The following is a 13,045-nucleotide window of genomic DNA, read 5'->3' as shown; positions in this document are numbered from 1 at the left end:
GACCAGGCCTACCGCCGCCCTGCGCGTTCTGGCGCGGGGCGGCGGCCTCACGCTGTTGTGGCGGGCCGTACTGACGGCCGCCCTTGTGTGTGCGATCGGCCTGCTGCCGTGGCTGTCGCGCACCGACCCGGCGCTGACCGTGCTCAAGGCGCGCTCGGCCGAGCGGGACCCGACCCCCGAGACGCTGCGCGCCATCCGCGAGCAGCTCGGCTTGGACGACGGCCCGTTGGCGCTGCTCGGGCGGTGGCTGGGCGGGCTGCTGCGGGGGGACGCCGGCCGGTCCTGGGTGTCGGACACCGAGGTGCTGCCCGCCGCCGGCCAGGCCCTCGGGGTGTCCCTGCTGCTGATGGCGGGAGCCGTCGTCGTCGCCGTGGCCACGGCCGGGGCCGTGTGTGCGCGCACCCTGTGGCTCGGCTCCCGGCGGCGGCTCGGCGGGCGCGGCACCGGTGGCACCGGCTCGGCGGTGCTGGCCGCGCTGCCCGAGTTCCTGGTCGCCTCCGTGCTGGCGTCGGTCGTCGGCGTACAGCTGGGCTGGCTGCCCGCGCTCGGTTGGTACGGCCCGCAGTGGATGATCCTGCCGTCGCTCGCGCTCGGGCTGCCCGCCGGGGCGGTCCTCGGGCGGATGCTGGACGACCTGCTGCCCGCCGCGTTCGCCGAGCCGTGGGCGCTGGCCGCCGCCGCGCGCGGCGTCCCACCGGGCTCCGTGGCGCGGCAGGCGGTGCGCCGCTGTGTGCCCGGACTGCTGCCCAACCTGGGGCTGTTCGTGGTCGGTCTGACCGGCGGCTCGGTCGCGGTCGAGCAGATCTTCGACATCCCAGGGCTCGGACGGCTCACGCTGCGTGCCGCCCTCGCCCAGGACCTGCCCGTCCTGCAGACCGGCACGCTCGCGCTGGTCGTCCTCGCGGCCGCCGTCGCGCTGCTGGCCAGGCTGGGGGTGCGGTGGCTGATCGGGCCCGCGCTGCGCGACGGCGCCCTGCACTCCCTGCACCGGCCCACCCCGCCGACGCCACGCGTCGCCCCTCTCGTCTACGGGCTGCTGCTCGCCGCCGTCGTCGCGCTCGGCCTGCCCCGCGACCCGCTCGCGCTGGACACCCTCGCCCGTCTCGAAGCCCCTTCCTGGGAGCACCCGTTCGGCACCGACGCGCTCGGCCGGGACGTGCTGGCGCGGATCGCGCACGGCGCGCTCAGCACCCTCGGCATCGCCCTCGCGGTGAGCGCCGCCGCCCTGGTGACCGGCGTCCTGCTGGGCCTCCTGCCCCGCCTGTCGGGGCCGCTGGTCGACACGGTCAACGCCGTACCCCCCGTCCTGGCCGCCCTCCTCGTCACCGGCGTCGCGGGCAGCGGCCCGTGGACACCGGCGCTGGCGGTGGCCGTCGTGGCATGGGCCCCGCTGGCCGCCCACACCTCCTCCCTCCTACGACAGGAACGCGCCACCCTTCACCTGACCGCCACCCGCGCGCTCGGCGCCGGCCCCGGGTACCTGCTCTGGCACGAACTGCTGCCCGCCGTCCTGCCGCCCGTCGTCCGCCACGCCCTGCTCCGGCTGCCCGGCATCGCCCTGAGCCTGGCCGCGCTCGGCTTCCTCGGTCTGGGCTCCCAGCCGCCGTCCCCCGAGTGGGGCCTGCTGCTCGCCGAGAACCAGCCGTACGTCGAACGCGCCCCCTGGGCCGTCCTGGCCCCGCAGCCGTCCTCGCCCTCCTCGGCGCGCTGGCCGTCACGGCGGCGGGCGGGGTGCGGCTGCCCCGGCCTCGGCGCAGGCCGGGCCCACCGGCCGTACCGCCGGTGAAGCCCGAACCGGCGGAATCGCAGCCCGCCGTCGCCTTGGCCTCCCCCTCTCTCACCAACACCCCCGGACGATGACCGACTTGTTCTCCCGCCTTCTCCCCAACCGCTCCGCCACCGGCCCCAAGGCCCCCCGCGAGCGCACCTGGAAGCACCTCTCCCCGCTCCTGAAGCTGCTGATCCTGACCCAACTCGCCTTCAACGTCGGCTTCTACGCCGTACTGCCCTTCCTCGCCGAGCACCTCGGCACCGCGATCGGCATGGCGGGCTGGCTGGTCGGCTTCGTCCTGGGGCTGCGAACCTTCAGCCAGCAGGGGCTGTTCGTGGTCGGGGGCTGGCTCGTCGACCGATATGGGGTGCGGCCCGTCGTCCTGGTGGGCTGTGTACTGCGGATCGCCGGGTTCGCCTGGCTGGGGTTCGCCGAGGCGACCTGGTCGGTCATCGGCTCGGTGCTGCTGATCGGCTTCGCCGCCGCGCTGTTCTCACCGGCCGTGGAGTCGGAGGTGGCCCGCCAGGCGGTGGTGTGGGAGGAGGAGGGCCACGGCTCCCGCACCCGCGTGCTGGCGCTGCTGTCCGCGGCCGGCCAGGCCGGAGCCTTCGTCGGACCGCTGCTCGGCGCTCTGCTGCTCGCCGTCGACTTCCGTACGGCCTGCCTCGCCGGGGCCGGAGTCTTCGTTCTCGTCCTCGCCGGGCACGCGTGGCTGATGCCGCAGCACATCCCCGGCCGGGTGCGGATACGGGACCGGGGCGGCCTGCGCGTGCTGCTGCGCAACCGCCGCTTCCTCGCCCTGTGCTGCGCCTACGGCAGCTATCTCCTCGCCTACAACCAGCTCTACCTCGCCCTGCCCGACGAGGTGGAACGCGCGACGGGCTCGCAGGCGCCGCTGTCCTGGCTGTTCGCCCTGTCGTCCCTGCTCGTCGTGTGCGCGCAGCTCCCGGTCACCCGGTGGGCGGGCGACCGGCTCGACCTGCGCCGCTCCATGGCCGGTGGCCTGCTGCTGATCGCGGCCGGGTTCGCGGTCGTGGCAGCGGCGCGCCCGGCGGGCTGGACGGGACTTGCCGGACTGCTGCCCGCCGCCGGGTACGTCGTCCTGCTCACCGTCGGCCAGATGCTGGTCGTGCCCGCCGCCCGCGCCTGGGTACCCGACCTCGCCGAGGAGGGCCGCATCGGCCTCTACACCGGCGCGCTGTCCTCCGTCTCCGGCCTGATCGTCCTCATCGGCAGCTCGGCCACCGGCTCACTCCTCGACCTTGGCCTCCCGGCCGCCGTGCCGTGGCTGGTCCTCGCCGCCGTACCGGCACTGGCGGTGGCGCTGCTGCCGCGCGGGCCGGAAGCAGCACGCTGACGGTGATCGGGCCTGGGGAGCAGTTCCACCTTGTGACGGATGTCCAGGTGGTTCGTCGGCTCGCCAGGACCGCTGCTGGGCGAACGCGCGGGCCAGCAGCACGCGTTGGCGTTCACCACCGGACAGTTCCGTGAAGTGGCGCCCGCTGTGGTCGCGACCGCCGTCGCCGACGAACCGCTCACCTGGACGGCGACGGTCCGCACGGTCACCGACTCCGACGAGGGGGTACGGGTGCTGCTCGACGCGTCGATCCTCAAGGAGGACGGCACGCCGTGTGTCACCGGGACGGTGGAAGTGTCGGTCCGGTGAGCGGGACGCCGCGCTGACTTCCCCGGGCACAGCGCTGAGAACGTCGGCTCCCCGGCTTGTACCGCCGGGTCGACCGACGCGTCCTCGGTGGGGCGGCGGTGAAGCCGGCGGTTCGCGTCGCCCTCGGTGTGGACGCCTCGTACGCCCCGTGCGGGTGTGAACGTCGAGAGGGCGCGGACCGAGGGCGGTCACGGCAGGCGCCGCCCAGTTGTCGGCCAACGCGCACTGGACCGCGCTGCCCCTGATGGCGACCGCAGAGTCCGGCCGCACGCCACACCGCCCCCATTGTGGCCGCCAAACGGTGCAATCAGCATGTCCGCCAGAGCACCGGGCACGCCCAGGAGCCTCCGCGCACGTGACCTTCGCTGCCGCAAGGTCGATACTGCCGACAGGAGCCTCCCCGCCGGCCCGCTTCCGACCGCCAAGATCGACTACCGACCTGACCCCGCCCTGACCTGCAAAAACGCAAGTCGTGAGCCCATTTGCCAGCTTCACCAGGAGGTACCCATGAAGATGCTCATCAACGTTGCGGAGACCGTCGTCGCGGACGCCCTGCGAGGCATGGCGGCGGCTCATCCCGAGTTGACCGTCGATGTGGAGAACCGGGTGATCGTACGGCGGGACGCGCCCGTCGAGGGGAAGGTCGCGCTCGTCTCCGGTGGCGGCTCGGGGCATGAGCCGTTGCACGGCGGATTCGTCGGCCCCGGGATGCTGTCGGCCGCCTGCCCCGGAGAGGTGTTCACCTCCCCCGTGCCGGACCAGATGGTGCGGGCCGCGGCGGCCGTGGACAGCGGAGCCGGGGTGCTGTTCGTCGTGAAGAACTACACCGGTGACGTGCTCAACTTCGACATGGCGGCCGAGCTCGCCGAGGACGAGGGCATCCAGATCGCCAAGGTGCTGGTCAACGACGACGTGGCCGTCACCGACAGCCTCTACACCGCCGGGCGGCGGGGCACCGGGGCCACGCTGTTCGTGGAGAAGATCGCCGGGGCCGCCGCCGACGAGGGGCAGCCGCTGGAGCGGGTCGAGGCGATCGCGCGGCAGGTCAACGAGAGCGCACGCAGCTTCGGCGTGGCGCTGAGCGCCTGCACCACGCCCGCCAAGGGCACCCCCACCTTCGATCTGCCGCCCGGCGAGCTGGAGTTGGGCATCGGCATCCACGGCGAGCCCGGCCGGGAGCGGCGGGCGATGATGACCTCGCGCGAGATCGCCGACTTCGCGGTGAACGCCGTCCTGGAAGACCTGAGCCCGCGCAATCCCGTCCTGGTCCTGGTCAACGGCATGGGCGCGACGCCGCTGCTGGAGCTGTACGGCTTCAACGCCGAGGTGCAGCGGGTGCTCGCCGAGCGCGGGGTCGCCGTCGCCCGTACCCTCGTCGGCAACTATGTGACCTCCCTCGACATGGCCGGCGCCTCGGTCACCCTGTGCCAGGTCGACGAGGAGCTGCTGCGGCTGTGGGACGCGCCGGTGGCGACCCCGGGACTGCGCTGGGGTATGTGAGACGGCGGAGAGACGATCAAGGCATCTACCAGGCAAGGAGACCCCGTGCTCGACGCCGACTTCTTCCGCCGTTGGATGACGGCGACCGCCGCGTCCGTGGACCGCGAGGCGGAACGGCTCACGGCCCTCGACTCCCCCATCGGGGACGCCGACCACGGCAGCAATCTGCAACGCGGGTTCACCGCCGTGACGGCGGCGCTGGAGAAGGAGGCCCCGGACACGCCCGGCGCCGTCCTGATCCTGGCGGGGCGGCAGCTGATCTCGACGGTCGGCGGGGCCTCCGGACCGCTGTACGGCACGCTGCTGCGCCGCACCGGCAAGGCACTCGGCGACGCCGCCGAGGTCGACCGGGCCCAGCTCGCCGACGCGCTGCGGGCGGGCGTGGACGCCGTGATGACGCTCGGTGGGGCCGCGCCCGGCGACAAGACGATGATCGACGCGCTGGTGCCGGGGGTGGACGCGCTCGGTGACTCGTTCGGCGCGGCGCGCGACGCCGCCGAGCAGGGTGCGCTGGCGACGATCCCGTTGCAGGCCCGCAAGGGCCGGGCCAGCTATCTGGGCGAGCGGAGCATCGGGCACCAGGATCCGGGCGCCACGTCGTCGGCGCTGCTCGTCGCGGGGCTCGCGGAGGCCGCCGGTGAGTGACGAGAAGCTGGTCGGGATCGTGCTGGTGTCGCACAGCGCGCAGGTCGCAGTGTCCGTGGCCGAGCTGGCGAAGGGGCTCGCGGGCGGCGCCGCGGCGGTGCCCGTCGCTCCGGCGGGCGGCACCGAGGGCGGCGAGCTGGGTACGAGCGCGGAGCTGATCGCCGCCGCGGCCGCGTCCGTGGACCGGGGCGTCGGGGTCGCCGTGCTCACCGACCTCGGCAGCGCCGTCCTCACCGTGAAGGCGCTGCTCGCCGAGGGCGACGAACTGCCCGCGCAGACCCGCCTGGTGGACTGTCCGTTCCTGGAGGGCGCCGTCGCCGCGGTCGTCACGGCGGCCACGGGAGCGGACCTCGACGGGGTCGCGGCGGCGGCCTCGGAGGCGTACAGCTACCGGAAGGTCTGAGCCTCTTTCAGTGGCGGCGGAGGTTGAACGGGCGGCCGCGTCCCGCTCGTCCCCCTCCGTCGCCGCGCCACCTCAACGCAGCCCCTCCGCGACGACGGCCAACGCCGACCGCACCGTCGCCTCAAGATCATCTCCCGCCGCGCCCCGCCACGCGTAGTGCTCCACCGCCGCCCGCAGCGCCGCGTTGAACATCGCCGCCTGGATGGCCGCCCGCGGATCGTCGAGCGGCAGCCCGGCCCGCTCGGCGAGGGCGTGGGCGAACGCCGGTTCGGCCTCGTCGTACGTCTGGAGCCAGACCGCGCGCAGGCCCGGCTCGGTCCGGGTCAGCCGTACCAGCGGGCCGAGGATCGTGCGCTCGGGACCGGCCACCAGTTCCGGCTCGCCCGCCAGCGCCCGGTCGAAGGCCGCCACCAGCGGCTGTCCCGGGCGCCAGTCGCGCAGGCATCCGGCGAGCAGCTCGATCCCGGCCGAGAACAGTGGCCGTACGCAGCTCTCCTTGCTCGGGAAGTACCGCCACACCGTCCGCGCCGAGACCCCGACCGCCTGGCCGATCTGCTCGCCGGTGGTCGCGTGGACGCCCTGACGCACGAACAGGTTCACCGCGGCGCGGGCGATTTCCAGCCGGATCTCGGCCTTGCGTTCCTCGCTCAGCGGTGGTCTGCCCGTGCGTCCGTGGGCTGCGGCCATCGGATCCTCCCGTGCCGGTGATCGGTCTACCGGAATTCTCCACCACGACTTTATGTCACTCAGAGACATTAAGTCGTACGGTAGGACCGCACGGCCCACGCCGGGCTCGCCGCCCTCCCCCAACCCCGAGGAGCAACCCCATGACCACTGGACTGGACGGCCGCAGCGTCATCGTCACCGGAGCGGGATCGGGCATCGGGCGCGCCGCCGCCCTGGCCTTCGCCGCCGAAGACGCCCGGGTCGTGGTGGCGGACCTCAACGCCGAGGGCGCGGAGGCGACCGTCAAGGAGATGGCGGAGGCGGGCGGCTCCGCCGTCGCCGTCACGGGCGACCTCAGCGAGCAGGCCGTCGTCGACGAGGTGACGCGGACGGCGGTGGAGCGCTTCGGCGGGGTGGACGTACTGGTGAACAACGCCGGGATCATGGACCGCATGTCGGCGCTCGCGGACGTCGGCGACGCGGAGTGGGAGCGGGTCATCCGGGTCAACCTCACCGCCCCGTTCCTGCTCACCCGGGCGGTGCTGCCGCACATGCTCGCCGCCGGCCGGGGTGCGATCGTCAACACCGCGTCCGAGGCGTCCCTGCGCGGCAGCGCGGCCGGTGCCGCCTACACGGCCTCGAAGCACGGGGTGGCGGGCCTGACGAAGTCCCTGGCGGTGATGTACCGGAAGCAGGGCATCCGCGCGAACGCCATCGCCCCGGGCGGCACCAGCACCGGCATCTCCGTGGACGCCGAGCAGGGCGCGCACGGGCCCACGGCCCTGGGCCCGCACTTCGTCAACGTGGGCAGGCTGGCCCAGCCCGAGGAGCAGGCCGCCGCCATCGTGTTCCTCGCCTCGGACGCGGCGAGCAACATCAACGGTGTGATCCTGCCCGTCGACGACGGCTGGTCCGCGGTCTGACGGTCACTCGACCGCCAGACCGGGCTCGACGGTCACGCAACCGCCAAGTGCGGCCTCACCCACCACCCACGAACCGCCGCGCCAGCCGCTCCCCCTCCGCCACGGCGGCAGCGTTGCTCTCCAAGGGTGAGACCCGCGAGCCCTTGAAGACGATGTAGGTGACGCTGGAGTCCGTTCCTCCGACGAGCGGGTCGGACGGGATGCCGAGGGCCTGGGCGGCGGCGTACGACGCCTCGCCGATGACCTCGCGCGGCCCGGTGTCACCGACGACCGCGTACTGCACCCGGCCGCGGTGGATGACGGCCGCCACCGATCCGCCGCGCACGCCGTGTTCGCGGTAGTCCCAGATGCGGCTCGGGACGGGTACCACGACGTACGGCAGGCGTTCGGCGTTCAGGTGGCGGCCGTCGGAGGCCTGGAAGGCCGTACTGGCGGCGAAGTACGGGTCGGCGCGGCGGTTGCAGCGGCGGCCGGGGCGGCCGTCGCAGTCGATGTCCATGTCCGCCGTCCAGAAGACGGCGTCCTCGGTGCCGCAGACGGGGATGGTCGCGGGCCTGTCGGCGTCGGTGCGGTAGCGGCCCCGGGAGACGGGGGCGCAGTCCCGTACCTTGGCCAGCAGGTCGGCCGCCCGGACGGCCTCCTCGGTCGGTCTGTCGTGCCGGTATCGGGGTTCCTCTGGCGGGTGGGCGGTCGAGGGTGTCGCCGGGGCGAGCAGGGCGGCGACACTTGCCGTGGCGAAGGCGAGGAACTGGACACGCACGATGAGGAAACTCTCTGCCGGGGACACTGACCGTCACTCAGCACCATCTGATGCTGTCCCCGATCATGGGGCCACCCGAGGGGTCCGGTCGGTGCACGCCACGCGCACCAGGGGCCGGGGGCCCGAGCCCGTGTCGACTCCGGCCTCCCGGCCGGCGCGGGATCAGCGACGACAGCGGACCGCGCCTTCAGCACAGAACTCCCCATCCCTCAGGGTGAGTTCGGCCGTGCGCACTTCAGCATACGGAACCGCGCGAGGTGCTTCGTACACACCGCCCTCTTGATGTGATCGCGTCAGCCGCGCCATATTGGTCCGGACCATTGCCGGCATGCCGTCCCTGGAGGCCGAGTCGTGCGACGTCTTCCCGTGCCCGCTGCCCTGGCCCTCGGCATGCTCCTGCTCGTCTCGTCCTGCGGCTGGGGCGGTACGGCGGACGGCGACGAGGGACGGCTGCCCGGCGCGCCGACCGGGGTCACCGCGGCGGCGGGCAGCGCGACCAGCGTCCATGTGATGTGGAACGCGGTGTCCACGGGTGACGTCAGCGTCTACGAGGTGTACCGGGACGCCACCAAGGTCGAGGAGGTCCCCGGCTCCGAGCACATGGTGGACGTCACCCGGCTCAAGCCGTCGACGACGTACGTCTTCACCGTGCGGGCCCGCGACGCCGAGGGGCGGCTCGGGCCGCGCAGCCGTGAGGTGCGGGCGAGGACACCCGCCGCCGTCGCAGCCGACACCTCCGCCCCCTCACGGCCGGGTGAGGCGCGGGGGCGGGCCGCCGGGAGCCGGGCGGTGCAGTTGTCGTGGACCGCGTCGACGGACGACCGGGGCGTGGTGTCGTACGACATCTACCAGGGCGACACGAAGATCCACAGCGTGGGCGGGGATCAGACCGCGGCCGTGGTGACGGGGCTGCGGCCGGGCACCCGCTACTCCTTCACCGTCCGGGCGCGGGACGCGGCGGACAACGTCTCCCCCGCCGGCGCCGCCGTCCGGCTGACCACCGCGCCCGGCACGGACGACGGGCGGGACACCGCGCCGACCGACTTCCGTGCGACGACGCGGCGCGCCGAGGGGGCGTACCACATCGACCTGTCGTGGCTGCCGCCCGAGGTGGACGGGGTGATCACCGAGTACCAGATCCAGCTCGACGGCCGTCCGGCCACCTCCCTCGTCTGGGGCGGGACCCCGCCCCGGGGCAGGGCGACGTACAGCTTCTACGTCGGGCAGGAGGCCGGGGTGAGCCATCGGGTGCGGCTGCGCGCCCGGCTGCCGGACGGCACCTGGGGTGGCTTCTCGGCGGAGCGGACGGTCACGACCGGCGGGGATCGCTGAGAGTCCGCGGACATCCCCCGGACGCCGCAGTCCGTCACCTGTCCGGGTGCGGTCCGCATGCGGGACGGGACGGGGACACGTTGGCTTCCCCTGAGGGCAGCACGGGCGTTCCCCGACCTCGGCGGCGCAAGGGATGTACCGCCAACCGTGCCGCCGGAGGGCAGTCCCATGCGTACTTCTCAGCCTCTGCTAGGGGCGGCCGTGGCAGCCGCCGCGCTGCCGCTGGCCCTGGTCGCCGGGCCGGCCGCCGCGGTCTCCGGGATCTCGGTGAGCACGAGCGGCTCCACGGTCTCGGTGACCACCAGCTCATGCACCCTGCTGAACGGCAGGTGGGGCACCGCCTCGCTGCTCAGCAGCGGCCAGGCCAACTTCGCCCAGGGCCGCCAGGTGCCGATCTCGGGTACGACCGCGTTGCAGAGCGCGGCCTGGTCGAACGTCAGGCCGGGCACGTACACGGTCGTCGTCATGTGCTCCAACGGCAACACCGCCGGCACCCAGTCCGTCATCGTCGCCGCCGGGTCCACGCCGACCATCTCGGCGACCTCCACGCCCTCGCCCACGCGGGGTGTGATCGGCGGTGTCGGCGGCGGTACCCGGAACTACGGCACACTGACGCTCGTGGGCGGCGGGGCGCTGGTGGGGACCGGGGTGATCGCCACGGTCTGGTTCCTGCGCCGCAAGTCGAAGCCGTACCGGCTCTGAGCGAGACTTCCGCCGGCTCCGGCCCTGCCTACTGCCCCTGTTCCGTGGGCAGTTCGGCGAACTCCTCCAGGGCCTGTTCCAGCCAGCGCGTCCAGAAGGTCTCCAGGTCGATACCGGCCCGCAGCACCAGGTGCTGGACCCGGTCCTGGGGGCTGTCCTTGCCCGGCGGGAAGTCGCGCCGCTCGATCTCCTCGTACTCCGCCAACTGCAGCCGGTGCAGGTCGAGATGGCGGCGCAGATCGGCCTCGATCCCCTCGGTGCCGACCACGGCCGCGGCCCGCAGCCGCAGCAGCAGCGGGTCGCGGTGCGGCCTCGGGTCCTGTGCGGCGGCGGTCCAGCGGGCCAGTTCGGCGCGACCCGCGGGCAGCACCTCGTAGCTCTTCTTCTGCCCGCGCACCGGCTGTTCGGCCGGCAGGGCCCGGATCAGCCCGTCGGCCTCCAGTTTTCCCAGCTCGCGATAGATCTGCTGATGCGTCGCCGACCAGAAGTAGCCGATCGACCGGTCGAAGCGGCGGGTCAGCTCCAGGCCCGAGGACGGCTTTTCGAGCAGGGCGGTGAGGATCGCGTGCGGGAGTGACATGGGGGCCATCCTAGGGACGGCCCCCATGACTACAGCGCGGCCGCCAGTTCGGTGCCCTGCTTGATGGCGCGCTTGGCGTCCAGCTCGGCGGCCACGTCGGCCCCGCCGATGAGGTGCGCGCTGCGCCCGGCGGCGACCAGTTCCTCGTACAGGTCCCGGCGCGGCTCCTGCCCGGTGCACAGCACGATGGTGTCGACCTCCAGGACCGTGCTGGTCTCGCCGACGGTGACGTGCAGTCCGGCGTCGTCGATGCGGTCGTAGCGCACGCCCGGGACCATGGTGACGCCACGGTGCTTCAGCTCGGTGCGGTGGATCCAGCCGGTGGTCTTGCCGAGGCCGGCGCCGACCTTGGTGGTCTTTCGCTGGAGCAGATGGACCGTGCGCGGCGGGGCCGGCCGCTCGGGAGCGGCGAGGCCGCCGGGGCCTTCGTAGGTCATGTCGACGCCCCACTGACGGAAGTACGTCGCCGGGTCCTCGTGGGCCTTGTCGCCGCCGTCGGTGAGGTACTCGGCGACGTCGAAGCCGATGCCGCCGGCGCCGAGGATCGCGACGCGGTCGCCGACAGGGGCGCCGTCGCGCAGCACGTCGAGGTAGCCGAGGACCTTGGGGTGGTCGACGCCGGGGATGTCCGGCGTGCGTGGGCTGACGCCGGTGGCGACGACGACCTCGTCGTAGTCGGACACGTCGGCGGCGGTCACGCGCGTGTCGAGGCGTACGTCGACGCCGCGCGCGTCGAGCTGGTGGCGGAAGTAGCGCAGTGTCTCGTCGAACTCCTGCTTGCCGGGGACCTTGCGGGCGACGTTGAGCTGCCCGCCGATCTCGCTCGCGGCGTCGAACAGCGTGACCTCGTGGCCGCGTTCGGCGGCGCTCACGGCACAGGCGAGGCCGGCCGGGCCCGCGCCGACCACGGCGACGCGCTTGCGCCGACGCGTCGGGGACAGGACCAACTCGGTCTCATGGCAGGCCTGCGGGTTGACCAGGCAGGAGGTGATCTGCCCGCTGAAGGTGTGGTCGAGGCAGGCCTGGTTGCAGCCGATGCAGGTGTTGATGGCGTCCGGTTCGCCCGCCGCGGCCTTGGCGACGAAGTCGGGGTCGGCGAGCATCGGGCGGGCCATGGACACCATGTCCGCGCACCCGTCGGCCAGCAACTCCTCGGCCAGCTCGGGGGTGTTGATGCGGTTGGTCGTGACGAGCGGGACGGACACCTCGCCCATGAGCCGCTTGGTGACCCAGGTGTAGGCGCCGCGCGGCACCGAGGTGGCGATGGTGGGAATGCGGGCCTCGTGCCAGCCGATGCCGGTGTTGATGATGGTCGCCCCGGCGGCCTCGACCGCCTTGGCGAGCGTGATCACCTCGTCGAGGGTGGAGCCGCCGGGCACGAGGTCCAGCATCGACAGCCGGTAGATCAGGATGAAGTCCTCGCCGACGGCCTCGCGCACCCGCCGGACGATCTCGACCGGGAAGCGCATGCGGTTCTCGTACGAGCCACCCCAGCGGTCGGTGCGCTGGTTGGTCTGCGTGGCGATGAACTCGTTGATGAGGTAGCCCTCGGAGCCCATGATCTCCACGCCGTCGTAGCCGGCCTGCCGGGCGAGGCGGGCGGCGCGGGCGTAGTCGTCGACGGTCCGCTCGACGTCCTCGTCGGTGAGCTCACGGGGCGGGAAGGGGCTGATCGGTGCCTGGAGCGGGCTGGGGCGACCAGGTCCTGGTGGTAGGCGTACCGGCCGAAGTGCAGGATCTGCAGCGCGATGCGGCCGCCCTCGCGGTGCACCGCCTCGGTGATCTGCCGGTGCTGATCGGCCTCCTGCTCGGTGGTGAGCTTGGCGCCGCCCTCGTAGGGCCGGCCCTCGTCGTTGGGCGCGATGCCGCCGGTGACGATCAGGCCCACTCCCCCGCGCGCCCGGGCGGCGTAGAACTCCGCCATGCGCTCGAAGCCGCGTTCGGCCTCCTCCAGGCCGACGTGCATGGAGCCCATCAGGACGCGGTTGGGCAGGGTGGTGAAGCCCAGGTCGAGCGGGCTCAGCAGGTGCGGGTATCGGCTCATGGCCCCTCCGTGCGCGGTGACGTGCCTCTGTTGTAGAGGACCGCGCACGGTTT

General features: G+C 73.3%; 11 protein-coding genes and 2 pseudogenes. 9 read left to right on the top strand and 4 right to left on the bottom strand.

The annotated features are described in order from the left end of the window. Nucleotides 1-28 precede the first annotated feature (28 nt). The 6 genes and pseudogenes from I2W78_RS39745 to I2W78_RS39720 all read left to right on the top strand — a co-directional run bounded on the left by I2W78_RS39745 (nucleotide 29) and on the right by I2W78_RS39720 (nucleotide 5,985). Nucleotides 29-1,860, top strand: a pseudogene (locus tag I2W78_RS39745) (ABC transporter permease subunit). After that, the gene (locus I2W78_RS39740; protein ID WP_196465632.1) at nucleotides 1,857-3,128 is read left to right on the top strand and encodes an MDR family MFS transporter; all 1,272 of its coding nucleotides are present in this window, start codon (nucleotides 1,857-1,859) and stop codon (nucleotides 3,126-3,128) included. The pseudogene I2W78_RS39745 and the gene I2W78_RS39740 overlap by 4 nt, the downstream one beginning before the upstream one ends. 39 nt (nucleotides 3,129-3,167) lie before the next feature. Beyond that, nucleotides 3,168-3,437, top strand: a complete 270-nt coding sequence (locus tag I2W78_RS41820) for a hypothetical protein (RefSeq protein ID WP_374222763.1) — start codon at nucleotides 3,168-3,170, stop codon at nucleotides 3,435-3,437. A 507-nt stretch (nucleotides 3,438-3,944) separates the two neighbouring features. Beyond that, entirely contained in the window at nucleotides 3,945-4,937 is a 993-nt protein-coding gene (gene dhaK / locus I2W78_RS39730) for a dihydroxyacetone kinase subunit DhaK (RefSeq protein WP_196465631.1), read from the top strand. Between the two features lie 45 nt (nucleotides 4,938-4,982). Beyond that, nucleotides 4,983-5,582, top strand: a complete 600-nt coding sequence (dhaL, locus tag I2W78_RS39725; RefSeq protein ID WP_196465630.1) for a dihydroxyacetone kinase subunit DhaL — start codon at nucleotides 4,983-4,985, stop codon at nucleotides 5,580-5,582. After that, nucleotides 5,575-5,985, top strand: a complete 411-nt coding sequence (locus I2W78_RS39720) for a PTS fructose transporter subunit IIA (protein ID WP_196465629.1) — start codon at nucleotides 5,575-5,577, stop codon at nucleotides 5,983-5,985. The genes dhaL and I2W78_RS39720 overlap by 8 nt, the downstream gene beginning before the upstream one ends. A 72-nt stretch (nucleotides 5,986-6,057) precedes the next feature. Here the strand turns inward: I2W78_RS39720 and I2W78_RS39715 are convergent, their stop codons facing one another. Beyond that, entirely contained in the window at nucleotides 6,058-6,672 is a 615-nt protein-coding gene (locus I2W78_RS39715; protein ID WP_196465628.1) for a TetR/AcrR family transcriptional regulator, read from the bottom strand. Between the two features lie 140 nt (nucleotides 6,673-6,812). Here I2W78_RS39715 and I2W78_RS39710 point away from each other — a divergent pair, with 140 nt between their 5' ends. Further along, the gene (locus I2W78_RS39710) at nucleotides 6,813-7,574 is read left to right on the top strand and encodes an SDR family NAD(P)-dependent oxidoreductase (RefSeq protein WP_196465627.1); all 762 of its coding nucleotides are present in this window, start codon (nucleotides 6,813-6,815) and stop codon (nucleotides 7,572-7,574) included. 55 nt (nucleotides 7,575-7,629) lie between these two features. Here the strand turns inward: I2W78_RS39710 and I2W78_RS39705 are convergent, their stop codons facing one another. Further along, nucleotides 7,630-8,334, bottom strand: a complete 705-nt coding sequence (locus I2W78_RS39705) for a glycoside hydrolase family 75 protein (RefSeq protein ID WP_196465626.1) — start codon at nucleotides 8,332-8,334, stop codon at nucleotides 7,630-7,632. 351 nt (nucleotides 8,335-8,685) lie between these two features. On the opposite strand from I2W78_RS39705, the gene I2W78_RS39700 reads away from it, so the two are divergent. After that, nucleotides 8,686-9,666: a fibronectin type III domain-containing protein gene (locus I2W78_RS39700; protein ID WP_307784061.1), complete on the top strand. Its 981-nt coding sequence runs from the start codon at nucleotides 8,686-8,688 to the stop codon at nucleotides 9,664-9,666. Nucleotides 9,667-9,834: 168 nt separating this feature from the next. Beyond that, nucleotides 9,835-10,368, top strand: coding sequence for a hypothetical protein (locus I2W78_RS39695; RefSeq protein WP_196465625.1), 534 nt, complete (start codon nucleotides 9,835-9,837; stop codon nucleotides 10,366-10,368). A gap of 28 nt (nucleotides 10,369-10,396) precedes the next feature. Here the strand turns inward: I2W78_RS39695 and I2W78_RS39690 are convergent, their stop codons facing one another. Both I2W78_RS39690 and I2W78_RS39685 read right to left on the bottom strand, forming a co-directional pair. Continuing rightward, nucleotides 10,397-10,948 (bottom strand): PadR family transcriptional regulator, encoded by a 552-nt coding sequence (locus tag I2W78_RS39690; protein WP_196465624.1) that lies wholly within the window; start codon nucleotides 10,946-10,948, stop codon nucleotides 10,397-10,399. A gap of 29 nt (nucleotides 10,949-10,977) precedes the next feature. Further along, nucleotides 10,978-12,992 (bottom strand): annotated as a pseudogene (locus tag I2W78_RS39685) (FAD-dependent oxidoreductase). Nucleotides 12,993-13,045: the final 53 nt, after the last annotated feature.

Source organism: Streptomyces spinoverrucosus (genome assembly GCF_015712165.1).
GTDB classification, from domain to species: domain Bacteria; phylum Actinomycetota; class Actinomycetes; order Streptomycetales; family Streptomycetaceae; genus Streptomyces; species Streptomyces spinoverrucosus_A.
Note: the sequence above shows the minus strand (reverse complement) of the source record. Positions and strands in the feature narration are given on the sequence as shown.